The organism is Nonomuraea sp. NPDC051941, assembly GCF_044593615.1.
In genome coordinates, this window is record NZ_JBIUCF010000069.1 from 32,628 (window position 1) to 54,671 (window position 22,044).

20 protein-coding genes are annotated in these 22,044 nt (G+C 67.0%); 8 read left to right on the top strand and 12 right to left on the bottom strand.

Translation table 11 applies throughout. The features are described 5' to 3' along the window. Genes ACIHFD_RS60780 through ACIHFD_RS60795 form a run of 4 tightly spaced genes read right to left on the bottom strand, consistent with a single transcriptional unit; the run spans position 1 to position 6,548 of the window. Positions 1–1,662, bottom strand: coding sequence for a hypothetical protein (locus ACIHFD_RS60780; RefSeq protein ID WP_397374737.1), 1,662 nt, complete (start codon positions 1,660–1,662; stop codon positions 1–3). 38 nt (positions 1,663–1,700) lie between these two features. Next, positions 1,701–2,636: a carbohydrate ABC transporter permease gene (locus tag ACIHFD_RS60785; protein WP_397374738.1), complete on the bottom strand. Its 936-nt coding sequence runs from the start codon at positions 2,634–2,636 to the stop codon at positions 1,701–1,703. After that, complete coding sequence (locus ACIHFD_RS60790) at positions 2,630–3,541, bottom strand: ABC transporter permease (RefSeq protein WP_397374740.1); 912 nt, start codon at positions 3,539–3,541, stop codon at positions 2,630–2,632. The genes ACIHFD_RS60785 and ACIHFD_RS60790 overlap by 7 nt, the downstream gene beginning before the upstream one ends. Before the next feature lie 7 nt (positions 3,542–3,548). Beyond that, positions 3,549–6,548 carry a glycoside hydrolase family 2 TIM barrel-domain containing protein gene (locus ACIHFD_RS60795; RefSeq protein WP_397374741.1) on the bottom strand — a complete coding sequence of 1,000 codons (3,000 nt, stop codon included), beginning with the start codon at positions 6,546–6,548 and terminating at the stop codon, positions 3,549–3,551. A gap of 313 nt (positions 6,549–6,861) precedes the next feature. On the opposite strand from ACIHFD_RS60795, the gene ACIHFD_RS60800 reads away from it, so the two are divergent. From ACIHFD_RS60800 to ACIHFD_RS60810, 3 genes are all read left to right on the top strand, one after another. Next, a complete protein-coding gene (locus ACIHFD_RS60800; protein WP_397374742.1) occupies positions 6,862–7,857 on the top strand; it encodes a LacI family DNA-binding transcriptional regulator in 996 nt (331 codons plus the stop codon). 185 nt (positions 7,858–8,042) lie between these two features. Further along, positions 8,043–10,466 (top strand): glycoside hydrolase family 2 TIM barrel-domain containing protein, encoded by a 2,424-nt coding sequence (locus ACIHFD_RS60805; protein ID WP_397374743.1) that lies wholly within the window; start codon positions 8,043–8,045, stop codon positions 10,464–10,466. A 135-nt stretch (positions 10,467–10,601) separates the two neighbouring features. After that, positions 10,602–11,600, top strand: a complete 999-nt coding sequence (locus tag ACIHFD_RS60810; protein ID WP_397374744.1) for a glycoside hydrolase family 43 protein — start codon at positions 10,602–10,604, stop codon at positions 11,598–11,600. A 306-nt stretch (positions 11,601–11,906) separates the two neighbouring features. On the opposite strand, the gene ACIHFD_RS60815 is transcribed toward ACIHFD_RS60810, so the two are convergent. From ACIHFD_RS60815 to ACIHFD_RS60840, 6 genes are all read right to left on the bottom strand, one after another. Further along, positions 11,907–13,478, bottom strand: a complete 1,572-nt coding sequence (locus tag ACIHFD_RS60815; protein WP_397374745.1) for an RICIN domain-containing protein — start codon at positions 13,476–13,478, stop codon at positions 11,907–11,909. A gap of 64 nt (positions 13,479–13,542) precedes the next feature. Continuing rightward, a complete protein-coding gene (locus tag ACIHFD_RS60820; protein ID WP_397374746.1) occupies positions 13,543–14,658 on the bottom strand; it encodes a lectin in 1,116 nt (371 codons plus the stop codon). 642 nt (positions 14,659–15,300) lie between these two features. Then, entirely contained in the window at positions 15,301–15,795 is a 495-nt protein-coding gene (locus ACIHFD_RS60825; RefSeq protein ID WP_397374748.1) for a TetR/AcrR family transcriptional regulator, read from the bottom strand. Then, positions 15,788–16,129, bottom strand: coding sequence for a hypothetical protein (locus tag ACIHFD_RS60830; protein WP_397374749.1), 342 nt, complete (start codon positions 16,127–16,129; stop codon positions 15,788–15,790). Before ACIHFD_RS60830 ends, ACIHFD_RS60825 begins: the two co-directional genes overlap by 8 nt. A 338-nt stretch (positions 16,130–16,467) precedes the next feature. Further along, a complete protein-coding gene (locus ACIHFD_RS60835) occupies positions 16,468–16,623 on the bottom strand; it encodes a hypothetical protein (RefSeq protein WP_397374750.1) in 156 nt (51 codons plus the stop codon). A 71-nt stretch (positions 16,624–16,694) separates the two neighbouring features. Next, on the bottom strand, positions 16,695–17,027 hold the full coding sequence (locus ACIHFD_RS60840) for a hypothetical protein (RefSeq protein WP_397374751.1): 333 nt from the start codon (positions 17,025–17,027) through the stop codon (positions 16,695–16,697). Positions 17,028–17,201: 174 nt separating this feature from the next. Here ACIHFD_RS60840 and ACIHFD_RS60845 point away from each other — a divergent pair, with 174 nt between their 5' ends. From ACIHFD_RS60845 to ACIHFD_RS60865, 5 genes are all read left to right on the top strand, one after another. Beyond that, positions 17,202–18,593: an RtcB family protein gene (locus ACIHFD_RS60845; protein WP_397374752.1), complete on the top strand. Its 1,392-nt coding sequence runs from the start codon at positions 17,202–17,204 to the stop codon at positions 18,591–18,593. Positions 18,594–18,596: 3 nt separating this feature from the next. Then, positions 18,597–18,998, top strand: a complete 402-nt coding sequence (locus ACIHFD_RS60850) for an archease (RefSeq protein WP_397374753.1) — start codon at positions 18,597–18,599, stop codon at positions 18,996–18,998. A 90-nt stretch (positions 18,999–19,088) separates the two neighbouring features. Next, on the top strand, positions 19,089–19,283 hold the full coding sequence (locus tag ACIHFD_RS60855) for a DUF1918 domain-containing protein (protein ID WP_318787210.1): 195 nt from the start codon (positions 19,089–19,091) through the stop codon (positions 19,281–19,283). Positions 19,284–19,401: 118 nt separating this feature from the next. Continuing rightward, positions 19,402–19,836, top strand: a complete 435-nt coding sequence (locus ACIHFD_RS60860) for a CBS domain-containing protein (RefSeq protein ID WP_363983001.1) — start codon at positions 19,402–19,404, stop codon at positions 19,834–19,836. A gap of 44 nt (positions 19,837–19,880) precedes the next feature. Then, the gene (locus ACIHFD_RS60865; RefSeq protein WP_397374754.1) at positions 19,881–20,297 is read left to right on the top strand and encodes a hypothetical protein; all 417 of its coding nucleotides are present in this window, start codon (positions 19,881–19,883) and stop codon (positions 20,295–20,297) included. Here ACIHFD_RS60865 and ACIHFD_RS60870 read toward each other — a convergent pair. Together ACIHFD_RS60870 and ACIHFD_RS60875 are read right to left on the bottom strand one after the other, a co-directional pair. Continuing rightward, on the bottom strand, positions 20,217–21,080 hold the full coding sequence (locus ACIHFD_RS60870; RefSeq protein WP_397374755.1) for an alpha/beta fold hydrolase: 864 nt from the start codon (positions 21,078–21,080) through the stop codon (positions 20,217–20,219). The two genes, ACIHFD_RS60865 and ACIHFD_RS60870, sit on opposite strands and share 81 nt — an antisense overlap. Before the next feature lie 101 nt (positions 21,081–21,181). Next, complete coding sequence (locus ACIHFD_RS60875; protein ID WP_397374757.1) at positions 21,182–21,904, bottom strand: hypothetical protein; 723 nt, start codon at positions 21,902–21,904, stop codon at positions 21,182–21,184. Positions 21,905–22,044: the final 140 nt, after the last annotated feature.

A 22,044-nucleotide genomic window follows, 5' to 3' on the forward strand; every position in this document is an offset into this window, starting at 1 on the left:
TCACTGAGCGTCGTAAGCCTGCTGCTGGATCTGCAGGTATCGCTGCAGGCCGAGGCCGTTGAGACCGTCCAGGTAAGCGGTCCAGTCCTGGTCGCTGTCGATGTTCTTCTTGCCGGTCACGAACTCCAGGTTGGACTGGCCCACGTAGTTCTGGATGTTGGTCTGCAGCGTCGCGGCCTCGGCGGTGACGTCGGTGCCGAGCCACAGGTTCCAGGACGGGAAGATCTGGTCCTTCGGCACCTTGCCCTCATACAGCTTGGTGGCGTCGAAAAGCCTTCGCTCGTAGCCTTCTGGTTTGTCGGTGTCGGTCGGCTGGACCTGGGCGTCGCGGAACGCCCTGGTGCTGTTGTACTGCGTGAGCGCTCCCCATCCGGCGTTGGAGGGCGCCGCACCCGGCTTGGCGGGGATCACTTCGTACAGGGGCTTCAGGTTCTTGTCGAGGGCCACGTCGCCGCCATCCGGTTTCTTCCAGCCGACGCCCTCCTGGCCGAACTGGCCTTGCACTTGCCCCTCGTCGGTGAAGATGTAGTCGAGCATCTTGATGGCGGCGATCTGGTCCTGCTCGGTGGCCTTGTTCGTCAGGACGAACGTAGCGCCCGGAAGGCTGGGCGAGCTGTAGGACGTGTAGCCGACTCCTTCGGGGCCGGTCACCGGGGGCACCGCGTCGTAGTCCTTGTCCCGCCCGTCCTTCTGGCCCAGGGTGACCATGAGCGCCGGGTGGAGCATGGTCCCGGCCCCGACGATCACTGCGTCGGCGTTGTCCCCCTTGGCCTTCAGCGCGTCCCCGTTCTGGGTGAAGGCACCCGGGTCGATGAGTCCCTCCTTGTAGAGGGAGGCGATGTAGCGCAGTCCCTCACGCCATTTGGCCTGCGCGGCCTGGAGCTGGACCTTGCCGTTGTTCAACGCGAGCGTCGAGGCGGCGACGCCGGCCCCGCGCGGGTCGTAGATGAAGGCGTTCATGAAGTAGGTCAGGAGCGGATCGCCGGTGGCGGCCGTGAGCGGGATCTCGTCGGCCTTGCCGTTGCCGTTGGGGTCCTTGGTCTTGAAGGCCCGCAGGACGGTGCGCATCTCCTCGGTCGTCTTCGGCATGGACAGTCCGAGTTTCTTCAGCCAGGCCGTGTTGAGCCAGAGTTTGGCCTGGTAGGAGCAGTGGAAGCAGTCGTTCCACTCCGGCAGGCCGTAGATCTTGCCGTCGGGCGCGGTGGCCATCGTCTTGTAGGCGGGGGTCGTCTCCAGCGCCTTCTGGATGTTGGGCGCGTACTTGGCGATCAGGTCGTTGAGCGGCAGGATCACGCCCTGCTTGGAGAGCTTGAGCAACTCGGGCCGGGCGAACTGATCCACCCACGGGACAAGCAGGTAGAGGTCGGGGTAGTCGCCGCTGGCCAGCGAGATCTGCCGCTTCTCCGCCGCAGGGGCGGCGTCGTAGGTCGTCGTCTGGAACTTGAAATTGATCTTGAATTTGCCGCTGAGCAGCTTGGTGTAGGCGTTGGTCTGGAGATTCTGGTCGGCGCCTTGCGGAATGAAGACCGTGAGCTCGGTCATTCCTCCCTGGCTTGCCGAGGCTGCGGGCTTCTCGCCGGACGACGAGCAGGCAGCAATGGGCAGGGCGGCCAGCGACAGTGCGGCCAGCAGGGCCGCTTGCTTTCTGGGCAGGGTGGACATGGGTCATGCCTTTCGGGGGGTGAAGGACGGCCGCCGGGCTAGCCCTTGATCGCGCCGATCATGATTCCCTTGGTGAAATAGCGGGCGACGAACGGGTAGATCAGCAGCACGGGAACCGTGGAGATGACGATCAGGGAGTATTTGAGCAGGTCGGCGAGCTGCTGCCGCTGCATCATGATGGCGGCGTCCATCTGGCCGCCGGCCTGGGTGTTGAGGATGATCAGGTTGCGGAGTACGAGCTGGAGCGGGTACAGCTCGTCGCTCTTGAGGTAGAGCAGCGCGTCGAAGTACGCGTTCCACTGCCCGATCGCGTACATCAGGGCGACTACCGCGATCATGGGCTTGGCCAGCGGCAGCACCACCGACCAGAGCACGCGCAGGCTGCTCGCACCGTCGATCTCGGCGGCCTCGTAGAGCGAGTCGGGAATGCTGTTGCGCAGGTAGGCACGGGCGATGATGACCTGCCAGACGCCGATCGCCCCCGGCACGATCAGCGCCAAGCGGGTGTCGAGCAGGCCGAGTTTCTGTACGACGAGGTAGGTGGGGATGAGCCCGCCCGCGAAGATCATCGTGAAGACGATGAACGCGGTGATGACGTTGCGGCCGTAGAAGTCCTTGCGGGAGAGCGGATAGGCGATGGCGATCGTGAGAACGACACTGACGAGCGTGCCCACGACGGTGTAGAAGAGCGAGTTGGCGAACCCCGTCACGATCTGCGGATTGCCCAGCGCCACCTCATAGCCCCGGAGCGAGAAATCGACCGGCCACAACCACACCCGGCCGGACGAGACGGCGTTCGGGCTGCTGAAGGAGCTCGCCACGATGTACATCAACGGCAGGAGGACGACTGCGAGGAACGTGACGAGCAGCAGGTAGACGCAGGCCATGAAGAGCCGGTCGACACCTGAGTCCCTGACCCGGCCGGGACGGAGACGCTGCTTGTTCGCGATCCGCGTCATTGTGACGATCACCACAGACCACTCCCCGTAACACGCTTGGCGGCGAAGTTGACCCCGATGAGGAGCGCCAGATTGATCAACGAGTTGAACAGTCCCACCGCGGTGGCCTGGCTGAAGTCGGCGTTCAGCAGGCCGACCTTGTAGACATAAGTGGCGATGATCTCTGAGTTGCCGAGATTGAGCGGGTTCTGCAGGAGGAACGCCTTCTCGAACCCGACCGCCATGATGTTGCCCACGCCCAGGATCAGGATGATGATCGCCGTCGGCATGATGCCCGGGATGTCGACATGGACGATCTTCTGCAGGCGCGTCGCTCCGTCGACTCGGGCCGCCTCGTACAGGCTGGGGTCGATGCCCGACAGCGCGGCCATGTAGACGACGGCCGAATAGCCCGCCGTCTGCCAGATATCGCTCCAGACGTAGATGTGGCGGAAGTAGTCCGCGTCACCCAGGAGGTCGGGCGCGTCCACGCCGAAGAAGCCGAAGGCCTTGTCCATGAGCCCGATCCGTGGCGACAGGATCAGAATCACCATGGAGACGACGACCACGGTGGAGATGAAGTAGGGCGCATAGGTGACCAGCTGGACCGTGCGTTTGAAGGCACGCAGCCGGACCTCGTTCAGCGCGAGGGCCAGGATGATCGGGATGGGGAAGCCGGCCAGGAGGAAGTACACCGACAGCAGGAAGGTGTTCTCGACCAGCTTCCAGAAGACGGGGTTGGCGAAGAATGCCGAGAAGTGCTTGAGACCGACCCACTCGCTGCCCCAGATCCCGTCGACGACGCTGTAGTCCTTGAACGCGATGACCGCGTTCGTCATCGGGATGTACTTGAAGATCACGAAGTAGGCCAGCGGCACGACGATCAGCAGGTAGAGCTGCCAATAGCGCCGGAAACTCCGCCTGGCGGCACTCCACTTCATAGCCGCGTCACCGCACCTGGGCGAGGCGGACCAGGAGTGAGCAGGTGTGGGGGTACAACCGGTGGGCCGGCCATGCGTCGGGGCCGCAGGAGGCCGAGCCGAGCCCGTAGTGGGCGATGTCGAGGTTGAGCCAGAGCTTGCCGTCCGGGACCAGGTCGGTGGTGTGCCGGGCCGCGTCCAGCGCTTCGCTGGTCCAGGGCCGCAATGTCACGTCAATGCCGGAGGGTGCGGTGATACGCAATCGTTCGCCGGTCTGCCAGGAGATCTCCGCGGATCGGACGGCCCCGCGGTTGCCGTTCTCCTGGGGAAAGACGTAAGGGGTCTGCAGTTCCGCCACCTTGGCCCGGTGACGGCCGAGCCGGGCCGCCATCCGGCTGTCGCGATAGTTCTCCCCCGGGCCGAGTCCGTACCATTCGAGAGTTCCGTCACCGCCGGGGAGCCCGATGCGTAGGCCCAGGCGAGGTACGGTGCCTCGCTTCACACGGCTGGAGTCGTGCATGAGCGCGGCCAGATCGGTGTCGAACCGGCCTACCGGGCTCAGGTGGAGGCGCAGCTGGAGGTCGCCCTCGGGACTCGCGGACCAGATCATCTGGGTCCGCATCCCGGCCTCCCGTCCAGCGGCCATGCTCACCGTCTCGACGACAAGTTCGCCATCCCCTGGCTGCACCCGGGCGGTACGGTGTTCGAGCCGGTCCAGGCCGAGATCACGCCAGGCTTTCGCCTGCCCCAGCCAGGCCCGGTCATTGTCGGTGGGCGCACGCCAGAGATCCAGCCGAGGGCCGAGCACGGGCAGCTCGCCGAGCATGACAAGTCGCCCGTCGGAGTCGAATTCGGCGGTGCCCAGGCGGTACCCATGGTGGGACACCTCGATCGGAAGGCCCTCGGTGAAGCCGTGCTCCTGCCGCCGGGCTTCGGCCAGGATCCGCTGGGCGAAGGCGATCTCGTGGCCGGCGGGCACGCCGTCACGTTCCTTGGCCCGCGACGCTTGAACGGTGAGGACGACCTCGCCCGAGGCGTCGCCGGCCAGCTCGGCGATGGTGTCGTCGAGCCGGACCCGGGTCGTGCCGCGGGGAGGAACCGGTGGGACTTCGACGATGCCGTGGCCCAGCTCGGCGCCATCCTCTTCGAGGAGCCATCGGAAGTCCAGGCCGGAGGTGTCGATGTGATCGAACCTGCTCCGGACGGTCAGCGTGCTGTCGTCGTCGATGGACAGGACGACCGGCGCGATCGCGGCCTTGTACTCCAGCAGCCCGGGAGACGGAGTTCGATCAGGGAAGACGAGGCCGTCGGCGATGAAGTTGCGGTCGTGCACGACCTCCCCGAAGTCGCCCCCGTAGGCGTAGAACGGTTGCCCGGCGTTGGGGCCCTCGGTCGCGCGCTGCAGGATGCCGTGGTCGATCCACTCCCAGACGAATCCACCGTGCAGCCGCGGGTACCGGTCGAACAGCTCCTCGTACTCCGCCAGGCCGCCCGGGCCGTTGCCCATGGCGTGGGCGTACTCGCAGAGGATGACCGGAAGCGCGCGACGATGGGCGTCCGCCTGGGCATCCACCGTGCGCTCGTCGGCGCCCTTGCCGATGAGCTCCAGTTCGCCGATGTCCACATACATCCGGCTGTAGACGTCGACGTAAGAGCTGTCGTAGTCGCCCTCGTAGTGAATCAGCCGGGTGCTGTCGCGGCGGCGGGCCCATTCGGCCATCGCCCGCAGGTTGTCGCCGACGCCGCACTCGTTACCCATCGACCACATGATCACGGACGGATGGTTCTTGTCGCGCTCGACCATGCGCTCGACCCGATCCAGGTAGGCAGGTCTCCACCGCGGGTCCGCGGAAGGGTTGCGATCCCAGCCGACCTGACCGAAGCCATGGGTTTCGAGATCGCATTCATCGATGACCCACAGGCCGTACTCGTCGCACAGGTCGAGGAAGCGGCTGTCCGGCGGGTAGTGGCTGGTCCGCACCGCGTTGATGTTGTGCTGCTTCATCAGCAGGACATCGGCCAGCATCGTCTCGGGGTCGAGCGTGCGGCCCGTCTCCGGATGCCATTCGTGCCGGTTGACGCCGCGGAAGCGCACCGGCGACCCGTTGACGGTGATGATCCCGTCCACGACCCGAACGGTCCGGAATCCGATCCGGAGCTCGATGGACTCCCCCTCGCTTCTGAGCACCCCGGCATACAACCTCGGGGTCTCGGCGCTCCATGGGCTGACCCCGGGTATGCGGAGGCTCTCGCCCGCCGGCAGGCCGGTGACGCCCAGCTCCGGGATGTCGACGACGGCCGGGACGTCGCTCTCGACGCGGAGGATGCCTTCCCCTGCCTCGTGATCGAAGTCGGCTTGGACGAAGTGATCGCCGATCGCACCCACTGGACGTTCCAGGAGGGAGACCGAGCGGAAGATCCCCGAGATCCACCACATGTCCTGGTCTTCCAGGTAACTCGCCGCCGACCACTGGTGCACCCGGACGGCCAGGAGATTCGGTCCCTCCCGCAGGGCGTGCGTCACGTCGAACTCGGTCGGCAGCCTGCTGCCGGTGCCCCAGCCGAGCTCCACGCCGTTGAGCCACACCGTGAAGTGCGAATCCACGCCTTCGAACCGCAACACCCAGCTGGTGACTCCAAGCCTGTCCACCTCGAAGGTCCGGCGGTACTCCCCCGTCGGGTTGGCGTCCGGCGGGTGAGGCGGGTCGATCGGGAACGGGTAGATCACATTGGTGTACGCGGGTCTTCCCCATTGCGCCTGCCCGCGCTCCAGCAGGGTGCCGTCGGGACTGCGGAGGCCTTCCATCTGCCACGACCCGGGCACCCGCAGCGCGGCCCAGGCGGAATCGTCGAAGTCAGGACTCTCGAAGCCGTCGCTCATTTCCCGAAGGCGGGGAGCCAGGTGAAATGTCCAATAACCGTCCAGGGGGATGGAGCGGGCACTGCTGGCCGAGCTGGCGCGGGGTCTCTGTCGGCCTGCGCCTGGCTCGAAGGATGAGACGTTACGGTCTGCTTCGCTGAAGGACAATGTTCCACCGGCCCATGAAAGATGATGGATGGGATCCGCACGCTCGCCCGCTACCTGGTGAACCACCCCTTCGGGTGGGGGAGCGCTGGGGCTGCCGTGGCACAGGTTGCAGGGGCGGGGCCGGTGCCGTGAAGGTTCACGAGGCAGGTACCGTGAACGTTCACGACACTGGCGTGAAACACAACCTAAACATCGGTGGTTTGGCTGTCAATAGTCGGTATTCGGGCAGATTCCGCAGGTTGTCACGAGTAACGACGGCTTGTGGCCCTGTTCCGTCAGTACGATCAACCCAGGCAACGAACCTAGGACGGCGATGGCGAAACGCGTGACGATCAACGACGTGGCCCAGGCCGCCGGGGTCTCCCGGCAGACCGTGACCCGGGCCATCAACGACATGGGGGAGATCAACGAACAGACCAAGCAGCGCGTGCTGGAAGCCTGCCAGCGGCTCGGATACCGGCCGAGCCGGTTCGCCCGCAACCTGGTCGTGCGGAAGAAGACCCGCGCGATGGGGTATCTGGTGGCCTCCTTCCGCAACCCGTACTTCACCGAGATCGCCGGCGACCTGCTCAACACCGCGGCCGAGCGCGGCTGGCACGTGGTGATGGCCTCGACCGAGACGGAGGACGAGGCGAGCGCGCTCGACATGCTGTCAGGCCAGGTGGACCTGTTCGTCGGGCACTTCGGCCAGGACGACGACGATCTCGTCAAGACCAGCCGCGGCATCCCGCTCGTGATGCTGGAGCGGACCGGCAGCCTGCCCGGCATGCACTCCGTCGAGGTCGACATCCGCGAAGGCGTGCGTGAAGCGATCGAGGCCCTGCGCGGCAAGGGCGCGCGGCGCATCGGCATGATCGATTCCGCCTACTCCCTGCGTTTCTCCCCCACCTACATGCCTTCCCCGCGGCGCGGGTACTTCGAGGAGTTCGCCGGGGCCGAATCGGCGGACATGGTCGTCATCGGCGAGGAATCGATGGCCGGTGGCGGCCGGGCGTTCGCCGAACTCGTCGGCGCCCATCCGGAGACGGACGCGGTGCTGGTCTTCAACGACCTCATGGCGATCGGCGCGGTGCAGGCCTCGCACGCCCTCGGCATCGACGTCCCCGGCCAGGTGCGGATCTGCGGCATCGACGGTCTCACCTTGGGCGAGGCCGTGCATCCGACGTTGACGACGATGTCCATCGATCGCCACGCGCTGGTGAGCAACGCACTGGACATCGCCGACGCGCTGGCCGCCGCCGACTTCCGCGAGCTGCCGTCCATGCGGCGTACGGTGCGCCCGCACATGCTGTGGCGCGAATCCGCTTGACGCACGCTTATTGACACATGGGCACCCGCTCTTTACGGTGAGGCTTCGCACGGTAGCCGTGAACGTTCACGGCCACCATGATTCCCCTTTGGAGAGCTGTTCATCGTGCCCTTGCCCAACAGCACAGTCCGTCGCGTGCATCGGGTTCTCCCGCACGTGCGCGTCAAGACCGGGACGGACGCGTCATGACCCGTCGTAGAGAGCTCATCAACCGGGCGTGGAAGTTCGCCTACGGCGACCCCGCCGGCGCGGTCGCCGAGGACTTCGACGACGGAGACCTCTACGACGTCGGCCTGCCGCACTCCTTCGGCATCCCGTACTTCATGGAGACCGGCTTCCACGTCGGCCGCGGCGTCTACCGGCGGGTCCTCGACATACGTCCCGAGGATCTCGGTAAGCATCTCGCGCTGGAGTTCCAGGGCGTGTTCCAGGATGCCGAGGTGTACGTCAACGGCAGGCAGGTGGGCCGGCACCTCGGCGGCTACACGGCCTTCGCGATCGACATCTCCACCGCCGTACGCGCCGGGGCCAACCAGCTCGCCGTACGGGTCAGCAACGAATGGAACCCGCGGCTGGCGCCCCGCGCCGGAGAGCACACGTTCAACGGCGGCATCTACCGCGACGTCGCGCTGATCGTCGCCGAGCGCACCCGCATCGCCTGGTACGGCACGCTCGTCACCACTCGACAGCTGCTGGACGGCGACGCCGTCATCGACGTGGCCACCGAGCTGGTCAACGACGGCGACGCGGACTTCGAGGGCGACCTGACCGCCGAGATCCACCTGGCCGGGGAACCGACCCTGCGGTTACGCCAGAGCGTGTCGGTACAGGCCGGAGCCACGAGCACGTGCCGCCAGGAGTTCACCCTGCCTCGCGCGCGACTGTGGCACCCCGACACGCCGCACCTCTACACGCTGGAGCAGCGCCTGACCCAGGATGAGCGCTGCCTGGACGAGGCCGTCACCACCTTCGGGGTGCGCACCGTCGAGTTCACCACCGACAAGGGCTTCTTCCTGAACGGCGAGCACCTGCCGATCCACGGCGCCAACGTGCACCAGGACCGCGCCGGATGGTGCGACGCCGCGACCCACAGCGGCATCCGCCGCGATGTGGCGCTCATCCGCGAGAGCGGCATGAACTTCATCCGCGGCTCGCACTACCCCCACCACGAGCAGTTCGCCGCCGAGTGCGACCGCCAGGGCATGCTGTTCTGGTCGGAGCTGGCCTTCTGGGGCATCGGCGGGGAGAGCGCCGAAGGGTTCTGGACCGCCAGCGCCTACCCACCGCACGAAGCCGACCGCGCGGAATTCGAGGACAGCTGCCTGCGCGCGATGACAGAGATGATCCGCGTCAACCGCAATCACCCCAGCATCATCGCGTGGAGCACCGGCAACGAGGTGTTCTTCAGCGACGACGAGGTGATCCCGCAAGCCAAGGACCTGACCCGTCGCCTGGTCGACCTGGTGCACGAGCTCGACCCCACCCGACCGGCCGCGGTGGGCGGCGCCCAGCGCCGTGGCTTCGACGAACTCGGGGATGTGGCCGGCTACAACGGCGACGGGGCATCGCTCTACCACAAGCCACCGTGGCCCAACCTGGTCTCCGAGTACGGCAGCCTCGTCGAGGACCGCCCCGGCACCTACGGCCCGCGCTACGCCCACGGCGTCGAAACCCCGCACCCCTGGCGGTCGGGCATCGCCCTGTGGTGCGGCATCCACCACGGCAGCATCGTGCCCGACATGGCCCGCATGGGCTTCATCGACTACTTCCGCCTCCCGCTGCGGTCCTGGTACTGGTACCGCCGCGAGCTTCGGGGCATCGAACCGCCCCCGTGGCCGCTCCCCGGCACCGCGACCGCCCTGCGGCTGAGCGCGGACCGCATGACGATCGCCACCGACGGCACCGACGACACCCAGATCATGGTGGAACTCCTCGACGCGTCGGGCCACGTCGTCGCCGACGAACGCCCTGTGCGCATCGAGGTCGTCGAGGGCGGCGGCCTCTTCCCCACCGGAACCTCGATCACGCTGTCCCCCGAAAACCGCGGCCTGCTCGACGGGATCGGCGCGATCGAGTTCCGCTCCTACTTCGCCGGCCCCAACACGCTGCGGGCCATCGCGGACGGGCTGCCCCCGGCGGAGCTGACCATCGAGGCCGTCGGCGGGGAACCATGGCGTGGCCTGCCTCGCCGCCTGGCCCCCGGCCCGCCCTCGCGCTCGTTCGTGCCCTCCTCCGACGCCCCGCGCCTGCTGTCGGCCAAACGGCCCGTCTTCAGCAGCGGCTCACTGGCCGACCGTCCGGCGCACCTGATCACCGACTACTCCACCGGCGAGGGCTGGATCAGCGCCACGAACCGACCGGGCGCCTGGATCCGCGTCGACCTCGAGGGCCTGTGGCGAGTGGACACCGTCACGGTGCTCCTCGGCGAGCCGGACGCCGTGCCGTACCGGCTGAAGGTCTCCGATGGACAGGCCACCGAGGAGGTGGCCACCGGCACCACCGAGCGCCGGATGTCGTTCGACCTGCGAGGCCGCTCCCTGCACGCGGTGAAGCTCGTGTTCCCAGAGGCTCCGGCCGAGGTCAAGGAGGTGAGAGTCCATGGTCGCTGACCACCCCTGGGACCGGGCGGCGTCTGATCCCGTCAACCAGGCGAGGCCTGTCCAAGCGATGTACGGCCATATGCCGCGCTTCGTGGTGGCGACTTTCCCTGCGCACCCGACCTTTCCCTCCACTCAGGAGCATTAGTGCATCAGCCGAAACCGGTCTACGCCGGCTACCTGCTCGTCTACTTCGTCGGCAGCCCCGCCTCCGACGACGAACGGATCCGGATGGCGCTCAGCCTCGGCAACGATCCGTTGCACTACCGGAAACTGAACGCCGGAAAGCCGATCCTGACCTCCGACCTCGGCACCAAGGGAGTGCGCGACCCTTTCCTGATCCGCTCCCCCGAGGGCGACAGGTTCCACCTGATCGCCACGGATCTGCTGACGTCCGGCGGCGACGAGGACCCGGTACAGCTCACTTGGGACAGAGCCGAGCGCACCGGCAGCAAGTCGATCGTGGTCTGGGATTCCACGGACCTGGTCAACTGGACCGGTCAGCGCCTTGTCAAGGTGTCCGGCGACACCGCGGGCAACACCTGGGCGCCGAAGGCGTGCTACGCCGAAGAACTCGGCAAGTACGTCGTCTTCTGGGCCTCGAAGCTCTACGCCCAGGACGACCCAGACCACACCGGAACGACCTACAACCGGATGCTGTACGCCACCACCACCGACTTCCGTAAGTTCAGCGAACCCGAGATCTGGCACGATCCAGGGCATGCGGTCATCGACTCGGCCGTGATCAAGCACAACGGCGTCTACTACCGTTACACCAAGGACGAGCGGGACCAGACGCCTTCCGTGCCCGGCGCCAAGCTCATCACCGCCGAGAAGTCCCGAGAACTGACCTCCACCACCTATGACTTCCTGGCCGACCGCATCGGCGACGGGGAGATCGACCGTGGCGAAGGCCCGGCCGTGTTCAAGTCGAACACCGAAGAGAGGTGGTACATGTTCATCGACGAATTCGGGAGGCGCAACTACGTCCCGTTCGAGACCACCGATCTCGACTCCGGAAAATGGATGCCCTCGACGAGCTACCGACTGCCCCCTGGAGCCAAGCACGGCTCGGTGCTCCCCCTCACCCGGGCGGAGTACGACCGGCTGCTGAGTGCTTACGGCGGCCAAGAGAGCGATTCCTGATCACGCACGATCGACCGCAGTCCTCTCCGCCCCCTTGCCACGCGCCGGTCATGGTGGCGCTGAGCTTCCGGGCGGACAAGACGCGTTGGGCGCACCACCACAGCGGTGCACCCAACGCGGCCGTTCATGGCGTCGTCGCGCACAGGCCACAGCCATCACCGTGACCCTCGCCCTGGTAGCCGCCGGACCACAGGTCGGTGGTGCGGTAGGTCGCGGCGCAGGGCCGTCGGTCGACGGAGTGGACGGTGCTCGCCGGTTGACGTGGGGGACAGATCGTGCGTTGTGGCCTGGGCGTCTTCGCCAGGCTCAGGCGCGGGTCCAGCGTTGGTTGGCGCCGCCGTTGCACGACCAGATGGTCAGCTTGGTGCCGTTGGCGGTGGCGTTGTTCGGCACGTCAAGGCACTTGTTCGCCCCGACGGCGGTGATGGTGCCGTCGGAGTTGAAGCGCCACTTCTGGTTGTCCTGGCCGTTGCAGTCCCAGATGATGACGTTGGTGCCGTCGGCGGTGCCCCGGTTGTACACATCCAGGCACTTGCCGCCGTAGACCCGCAGCTCGCCGCCCTCGGTCGCCGTCCACTGCTGGCCGGCCTGGCCGTTGCAGTCCCAGATCTGCGCCTGCGCGCCGTTCGCCTGCGAGACATCAAGACACCTGCCCGACCCCACGCCCCTGATCGTCCCGGCGGGCGGGGGCGTGACGATGCCCCCGCCGGTCACGACGTACATGGCCGCCCCGTGTCCGGGGACCGACGCGCTGATCGTCCCGGACGAGGAGGACGTCGTGTGCGCCCACAGGTCGCGCACCGAGTAGGAGGACGCGGACCCCAGCCCCAGGGCGGCGGCGGTGGTGGAGACCGTCGAGGTCGAGGTGCCCCGGTTGAGCAGGACGACCGCGACCGAGCCGTTCGACATCGGCTTGCGCCAGACCTCCAGGTTGCCGTTGTCGCTGATCTTGTAGCCCTGTCTGCCGCCCCAGTCCTGGTTGACCGCGATGACCTCGGTGTTGGTGAGGATCGTACGCGTGTCGGCGCTCATCGTACGGATGTCGTTTCCGGCGATGAGCGGCGCGTTCAGCAACGACCACAGGCTGAAGTGCGCGCGGCCTTCGGTCCCCGTCACCCCGCCGACGCCCACCTCCAGCATGTCCGGGTCGTTCCACCCGCCGGGGCCCGAGTACGCGTCGAGCCCGACCTGCTGGTCCAGGATGCCCGTGATCGAGTTCCAGTTGGCCGCGATGTCGCCGGAGTTGCGCCAGGAGTTGCCTACCGGCATCCCCCAGGTCCACACGCTCTCCTGGCCCCAGTTGCACAGGCTGTACACGATCGGACGCCCGGTGGCGGCCAGCGCGTCCCGCATGGCCGTGTACCGCTGCTGCCCGTTCTGGCCCCGGTGATCACCGCAGTTGTCGTACTTCAGGTAGTCGATCCCCCAGGACGCCCACAGGGCCGCGTCCCGTCGCTCGTTGCCCAGGCTGGCCGGGTACCCCGCGCACGTCGTGGTTCCGGCCGAGGAGTAGATGCCGAGCTTGAGTCCCTTGGAGTGGACGTAGTCGGCCACGGCCTTGATGCCGTTGGGGAACTTCTGCGGATCCGGCACCAGGTCACCGTTGGAGTTGCGGTTCTTGGTGGACCAGCAGTCGTCGATGTTGACGTAGGTGTAGCCTGCCGCCGCCATGCCGCTGGAGACCATGACGTCAGCCGTCTGACGGATCAGGGAGTCGTTGACGTTGCAGCCGAAGCTGTTCCAGTCGTTCCAGCCCATCTGGGGCGTGCGGGCCAGGCCGTTGTCCAGCGCGGCGGCCGGCGACGTCTCACTGCCGATCGCGACGACGGAGCCGGCCGCGAGTACCGCCGCCACTGCTAAGCCAAGGATTCTGCGCATCTGATTCCTTTACCTACCGGGGTGTCGGGGGAGATCTCCGGGCGATCCACCGGAATGTCATGCGTCAAGAGCGGGTCCAGCGCTGGTTGGCGGCGCCGCCGCAGGACCAGATCTGGAGTTTCACGCCGTTGGCGGTGGAGTAGTTCGGCACGTCCAGGCACTTGTTCGCACCCACGGCGGTGATGGTGCCGTCGGAGTTGAAGCGCCACTGCTGGTTGGTCTGGCCGTTGCAGTCCCAGATGATGACGTTGGCGCCGTCGGCGGTGCCGGCGCCGTATACGTCCAGACACTTGCCGCCGTAGACCCGCAGCTCACCGCTCGCGGTCGGCGTCCACTGCTGGTTGGCCTGACCGTTGCAGTCCCAGATCTGCGCCTGCGCGCCGTTCGCCTGCGAGGCGCCGGAGACATCAAGGCACCTGCCCGACCCCACACCCCTGATCGCGCCCGCACCAGGGGTGCCGCTCCCCGGCTGGCCGATGCTGCCCGATACCGATTGAAGCGCGCCGTACCAGGCGGCGGCCATCTTGTCGTAGCCGCCGGCGGTGGGGTGGATGCCGTCGATCAGGTCGGAGGTGGTCAACTTGCTGTGCATGTCGACCAGGTGGACACGTTTGCCGCTGTTCACCTTGCTCTGGACGATGCCGGGGATCGCCGCGTTGAAGGTGCGGGCGGCGGACTCCTGGCCGGAGTTGGACAGCGGGATGATGGTGGCGACGAAGACGTCCGCGTCGGGCACGGCTGTGGTGATGTGGTCGATCAGCGTGGACAGCCGCTGCGGGGCACCGGCCACGTTGTAGTTCTGCAGGACATCGTTGGTGCCGATGTGCAGCAGCACCGTGCGCGGCGTGTACGTACGCAGCCAGCCGGTGATGTTCGCGTCGATCTGGTCGATCCGCCACCCGGGATGGCCCTCATGATCGTGGTCGCCCAGGCTGCCCGGCCCGTTGAACTGCGACCCGACGAAGTCGACCGTGTAACGGCCGGCGGCCAGGCGCTGCCATAACCCGATCCGGTACCCGCCCGGCACCTGCGTGCCCTCGGTGATCGAGTCGCCCAGCGGCATGACCCGCACCCCGCCGTTGGACTCCGCGCTGGCTACCCCCGCCCCCATCGCCGTACCCGCCACCACCAAGGCCACGGCCATCAGCGCGGCGGCGCACCATCGTCCCCACGTACGCATGCTCAATCCGGCGCGGCGGTCAGGAAGCGGGTCGAATCGAGTAGCAATGTTCGCGCTAACGTACTTGCGCTCCGGCCCACTTGTTGTGGACACGAGGACCTCCTTTTGGTGGATCGGCGACTTGGGATCGTGCTGAGTGGTCGCCGTAACCGGCCCACGGTGGGCACGGTCGGGTGCTGTCCCCTTCGGCATGCCGGCGGCGGTTCCCGATATCGTTGTTAGCGTTAACATCGTTTTGGTCAATCCGGGACTCCTTCCACACCGGCCTGCTGAGGTGGTGGTGTGGCGGAGCAAACATGACGCGAGAAGATCCGTCAAGGGCTCGCTCTCTTCCGCCGCGTGCCGAAGCGGGCCGATCAGAGCCGACCGGGCGCGGTCGCACTGTCACGGCGGGCGAGCTGATGAAACGTTCATCCGGTGGCGGCATGGCATGACCAGGACGCACCAGCGCACAGGCCTCCCGGGCGCCGACCACCCAATCGAACCGATTCGCCTACGTCTTGACGTGTTTCGTAGCCGTCTCCACACTGAGTCCGCAAGGCGGCTACCTCCTGCCGGAGTCGGTGGTGAACGGCAGGAGTCCTCAACGGTGACGCGTCCGGCGATGGACCGGTCGTGGATCGTGGCCGCCTCCCCGATGTCTCATTGGAAGGCCGTGCAACCCGCGGTCCAGGCGGGTTCCAGGTCGGCTCCGGGCGGAAACCGGCCGTCGAGTTCGAGCATCACCATCCCGTGCGCGAACGCCCACACCGCGCGCGCCAGATCCGCGCGGCCGTGCATGGCGCGCAGGATGGGACCGGCGGCCCGGTCCTCGAGTCCTTCGGGCAGCAACAGCCGCGGCAGCGGATTGGTGGTTGTCAGCCGGTAGAGGTGCGGCCGCGCCAATGCGAAGCTCCGGTAGGCGCGTGCGCAGGGCAGCAGCCCGGGCTCGGCGGCCTCGAGCGCCTCGGTCATCTCGGTCAGCCCGATCACGGTCAGCTCCAGCTCGACGGCCGCCTTGTCGGGAAAGTGCTTGTAGAGCGACGGCGCCCGGATGCCGACGCGCTCGGCGATGCTCCGCATGGACATCGCCTCGCGGCCGTCGGCCTCCAGCAGCTCCAACGCGGCCGCGACGATCTGCTCGCGACGCTCAACCACGCCGCACCACCCGTCCGACTACGAGCCGCGTCGCCCAGCCGAGCCCGGCGGTGAACAGCGGCGGCCAGCCGATCGGTGAGAAGGAGTAGCCGACCAGGATCACGACCGGAATCCAGCCGGAGTTCGCGACCGCGACGATCCAGCGCCGCCCGCCCGCGACCTTGCCGGCCAGATCCGGCAGCAGGAAGAACGCCACCGCCGCCGCCGTGGTCGGCAGCCCGTACTTCGCCGACTCGAACACGGCGAACGCTCCGAGGAATCCGGCGAGCAGCACCCACCCCGCCCACCGCACCCACGCGCCCCATCCCCGGCCCCGCATGGCCTCAACGCTCATGACGTCTCCCTTCGCAATGGCTAACGGTGTTAGCTGATATCGACATCATAAGCTAACACCGTTAGCCTTTCTAGAGTCGGGCAGCCGCTCGCCGAGGCACGGCAGGCGGTCACGGTCCTGGCCGAGCGGTGCGGCGTGCGCACCGCAGGCGGATATGGATCTCGGGATGAGTGCGCCGCCGCGAGTTTCGGATCTCTCGTGCCCAGGCCTACCGGCTCATCGACCTCACGGCCACGACCAGGGCGGTTCTACCAGGCCATGCAGGAGGTCGGCCGCGCGCAGAAGACCATCTCCGTCGCCCGCTACCTGCGGCTGCGTGAGCTGCAGCGGGTCCTCGGCTACGCCGCCGTCCGCCTCGACCGGATCCTGCACACCGTGCCCTCGGCGGTAGGCGGTGCGGCCCGCTGCAGCAGTTCGATCACCTGCTCGTCGGTGTTCTGGGTGAACTCGATGTACCAGGAGCCAATGGCCCACAGAGTGGAAGGCGTCTCCAAGCAGGTCACCTCGTTGGCGTCCTCGCGCAGACCCTCAATCGTGTCCGGCGTTCCGACAGGGACCGCCAAGATCACTCGCGCGGCCCCGCGCGCACGAGCCACCTGGCAGGCGGCCCGAGCGGTGCTGCCCGTGGCGATCCATCGTCAACCAGGATCACCGTACGACCCGCAAGGTCGATCGGTGCGCGATCGCCACGAAAGCGGCGAGCACGGCGCGACACCTCGGCCTGCTCGCGCTTCTCCACTTCGGACATCTCCTCATGCGTCACATCCGCCAATCGGACGACATCCGCATTGATCACGCGTACGCCGCCCTCTCCGACCGTACGGTCCTGCCCCAGCTCGCTCGAGAAGGAGCGGGGCGTCAGGGCGTCTGCGTCGAAAATCGCCGGTATGGCACGCACCGAGCCGTCTGCGCCGACCAGATCAGGCCGAACGGGCCGGGGTTAAAGGTCTTTCGCCCCTGAGGGGATCAGCCGGCGGGAGGGAGAATGGACATTGCCCGCGAGGCGGGCGAGGGAGTCACTCGCTCCGCGGGTCTGACAGGTTTCGTCTCCAGACCCTCATGAGGAGCCCGGATGGAGCTCGTCGAGGAAACCTCCCATCGATTCCGCGTCGACAGGCATGGGGCCATGCGAGTGCCCGGGATCGTGTTCACCTCCCGCGCGCTGCTGCCTGAGGACGAGGCGCTCCAGCAGGTGATCAACGTGGCGACCCTGCCAGAGATCGTCGGCGCCTCGTACGGGATGCCCGATCTCCACTGGGGGTACGGCTTCCCGATCGGCGGCGTGGCGGCCACCGATGTGGCAGCGGGTGGTGTCGTCTCGCCTGGTGGGGTCGGATTCGACATCTCCTGTGGGGTGCGGCTGCTGGCCGCGGACGTGGACAGTGAAGGGCTGCGCCGCGACCGGCTGATGGATCTCCTCGACGTCACGATCCCGCGGGGCCCGAGCAGGGACGCGGTCTGGCAGTCGCCCGGCCGTGCCCGGCTCGAGAACATCCTGTACGGCGGCGCCCGCTACGCCGTCGAGCAGGGCCACGGCGTCGCCCGCGATCTGGAGCGCTGCGAGGACCGCGGAGCGGTCGCCGACGCCGATGCCTCTCACGTGAGCACGCGGGCCATGGAACGCGGCCAGGGTCAGGTGGGCAGCCTGGGCTCGGGCAACCACTTCCTGGAAGTGCAGGCGGTCGACCAGGTCTACGACGAGAAGGCGGCAGCCGCCTTCGGGCTGCGCGCCGGCCAGGTGTGCGTGATGATCCACTGCGGATCGCGCGGGCTCGGGCACCAGATATGCACCGACCACGTACGCGCGATGGAGGTGGCCATGCCCCGCTATGGCATCGAGGTTCCGGATCGGCAGCTCGCCTGCGCGCCGGTCGGCTCGCCCCAGGGCCGGGCGTACCTGGGGGCGATGGCCGCTGCCGCCAACTATGGCCGGGCCAACCGTCAGTTGCTCGGCCAGGCGGTGAGGCGCGCGTTCGCCGAGGTCACAGGCGCGGAACTGGAGTTGGTTTACGACGTCTCGCACAATCTCGCCAAGATCGAGAAGCACGACGGCAGGCTGCTGTGCGTGCACCGCAAGGGCGCCACCCTCGCCCTGCCGCCCGGCCATCCAGATCTGCCCGCCGACCTGGCGGCCGTCGGGCAGCCGGTGCTGATTCCCGGGACCATGGGCACGGCGTCGTACGTGCTGGTCGGCGTCCCCGGCGGCGAGGCGTTCCATTCCACCTGCCACGGCGCGGGCCGTACCCAGAGCCGCCACCGGGCGGCGCGCTCCATCAGCGGCCGTGAACTGCGCGATCGGCTGGAGGCCCGCGGCATCGCCGTGCGCGGCTCCACCTGGCGCGGCCTGGCCGAGGAGACCCCGGCCGCGTACAAGGACGTCGACGAGGTCGTGACCGCCGCCGAGTGCGCGGGATTGTGCCGCAAGGTGGCCAGGCTGGTGCCGCTGGGCGTGGTCAAGGGGTGAGAGATGACCCGCGGGCATCGTACGCTGCCACACACGGCCGACACCCGCATCCAGGCCTGGGCGCCGACGGTCATGGAGTGCATCGCCGAGGCGGTCCTCGCCATGAGCGACAGCTTCCTGGACACGGCAGGTGGGGTCGCGTGCGCCGAGCAGCGCGTGCGCCTCGCGCCGGGCCGCCCGGAAGACCGGCTCGTCGCCGTGCTCGATGAGGTGATCTACCGGATGGACACCACCGGCCAGGTTCCCATCCGCGCCACGCCGGAGGAGGACGGGCTGCTGCTGGCGACGGCAGAGGTCGAGACGATGGCGCAGACCGGGGCGGTTCCCAAGGCGGTCACCCTGCACCGGCTGGCTTTCGAGCAGCGCGGGGACCAATGGATGTGCACGGTCACCCTTGACGTGTGACCGCCGGCCGACGCTCGGGTCCTGCCTCCGGAGTCGGCATGCCGAATGTGGGAAGAGCGTCCCTTGAGGGGAGAGGACCAACGGAGGTGCATGATGAAGGCTGTCGTTGGAGACAAGCTGGTCATCGAGGGCCGTCACGAGAGTGATCCGCGCCGGATCGGCGTCATCACCGAGGTGGAACACACGGACGGCTCGCCGCCCTACATGGTGCACTGGTTCGACTCAGAGCACGACACCCTGGTGTTCCCAGGGCCCGATGCGAGGGTCGAGCACGTGAACGCATGAGGCACCCCAAAGTTCGTCGAACGATTTTTACATCTTCCGGCGACACGCCTGCCCATGCTCGGACCAGCACGGGTAGGGGCAGATGAGAGCGCTTCGTACCCTGTTCGGGAGGCGAGCGATGGATATAGGCGAAACCGGAGTGAAAGCCCGGGACGTGATGCACGAGGGGGTCCAGTGCATCGGCGAACACGAGAGTTTGCGCGTCGCCTCGCAGATGATGTGCGATCTCGGCGTCGGCGCGCTGCCCATCTGCGGGGACGACGACCGGCTCAAGGGCATCGTCACTGACCGGGACATCGTGGTCCAGTGCTGCGCCCACGGCGGGGACATCGACCAGACCACCGCCGGGGAACTGGCTCGTGGGCTGGTATGGGTGGACGCCGATGCCAGCCTCGAGGAGGCGCTGTTCAAGATGGAGCAGAACCACGTCAAGCGCCTGCCCGTGATCGAAAGTCACCGCCTTGCCGGCATCATCAGCGAGGCCGATCTCGCGAAAGAACTGCCCGACAACAAGCTTGCCGAGTTCGTTCATCGCGTTTACGCACTCGACTGACACGCCGGCCTGATACTCCGCTGCCAGCGGGGCGGTGGACACTGATGACTCTGCAGATCGTGGCGGGAACGGCCAACCGTGCACTGGCCGATTCCGTCGCCGAGGCCCAGGGCAACGAGCCGGCCCCGGTGACGGCGGAGCGGTTCCAGGCGCTTGCTTCGGTCAGGACGTGGCGCCTGATCGTGGTCGATCCGCACACGGTCGCGCTGGAGGCCATCTGCGCTGTCGAAGTGGAGATGCTGACCGCCGTGCCGTTGCTCACCCGGGAACTTGGTACGGGATCACTCGGTGAGCAGGAGCCGCGGGACGGGACCGTGGTGGTCGCGCCCGACCGGGCGCGACCAAGCGCGCCGCGCCGTCGGCCAGCGGATCGGTCGCGGTTAGCGAAGGCCGCCGCTCTCCTGGGTTGCGATGAAGTCGAGCACCGCCCGCGAGAAGGCTTCCGGGTACTGGAACAGTGAGCCGTGGCCCGAGTCGGGGTAGATGATGAGCTGTGCGTTGGGGATCTTCTGGGCCATCAGGAACGAGTTCGGCGTCGGGACCATCGCGTCCCGGATGCCGCTGACGATGAGCGTGGGCTGCTTGATGTTGTGCAGTTCGCCCAGTGTCGAGCCCTTGCCGGCCCACCAGTCGTTGACCGCCTTGCGGAGCGCGACCCCGGCCTCGTCGGTGACGTTGGCTCGCTCGGGTCGCTCAGGCGTGTAGATGCGCCCCAGGTAGTTCGCGGTGGCGGCCTTGCCGGTTTCGGAGCTGCTGAACCACATCGCCTCGTACGTCTCCTGCATGCTGCGGGCGAACTTGGTCCACTCCTCGACCTCGGGACCCTGGAGCACCGCTCCTTCGCCGGCGCCTGCGCCCGTGCCGACAAGGATCAGGTAGCGCACGAGGTCCGGCCGCGTGAGCGTCAGGCGTTCCGCGATGTAGCCACCCATCGAGAATCCCAGCAGGTCCGCCTGGGAGATGCCGAGCTCTTCAATGAGGTGAATCGCCGTGCCGGCCATCTCCGCGATATCAGCCCCGACCTTGCCGTCGGAGAATCCGACGCCCGCGTTGTCGAAGACGATGACGTGGCGTTGGGCGGCGAGTCGCTCGATGACCATGGGATCCCAGTCATCGATGCTGCCGACGAAACGACTGAACAGGACGAGCGGCACGCCGGTGCGGTCCCCGAACTCCCGGTACGCGAGGCGCGTGCCTTCGACCTCAACATACTGGATGGGAGTATTTGCATAAAGTGTGGACATGTCAGGCCTTCCAGGAGCACGCGACGCACCCCCCACGTCACGTTGAAAAATCGATCGCCATCTGAATGGTAACGATCCAGGGATCGCCGCTTCTAGGTGATTCAGCTCATGGTGACATTTTCAAGCTCGATCCCGATCGACCAATTCTCCGAAGCGGAATTATCCGGATTCCTCCGATGGACTCGCCGTCGAGTCGGGAAAATGATTCCGTGAAAATCCTTGTATTCGCCGACGTACCGAGCAACGGCAACGCCGACATTCACATCCACGTTGTAGTCGAGGCGTCGGAGCATACCGTTTTCAGCGAAGTAGAAGGTCTGCTCCGAACTGTGCGAGGCAATGCTGTCGGGGTACTTGACGTGCAGTCGCCGCCACGTCTCATCGCTCTCCTCCCACCGCGCTCCCTCGCGCGACTCCATCCCTGGATACGTGAAGAGGAATGGCGTGGTCAGGTAGTTCCACATGGCGTACCCGAGGAAGTAGCCCACCTGAAGGGACTCCCACGGCGATGCCAGGTCGTACCCGCCGTAAGTGGAGCGGATTCCGGTCCGGCTCTCCAGGGTGCCGCCGTCCTCCGCCACCAGCGAGACCTGGTCCTCACTGCGATCGAAGATCATATCCTGGCCTGGGGCCGCCCAAGGAGAAAACCGTATCCACTCCTGCCGCGTCTCGGCGGTGAGCTTCGCATGAAAAGGCTCATCCGAGAATCCTCTGACTTTCCAGAAGGGGCCGTGGAATTGCGCATCAACGCTCAGTTCACCGATCTGCGACCAGCGTTCCAAACCACCGTGGGCCGTGAGGACATGATTCAGCAGGTCGTTCATCCCATCCCCACATGGATTGCGACGTCTCATTATCAGCGGCCAGGGAAAATCAGCATGCCGCAGATCTACGAGGGCATACAGCATGATTCTCCGCCGCTCTTGGGCCAGCCTAACCTACCCCTCTGCGCCTGCCGTAAACC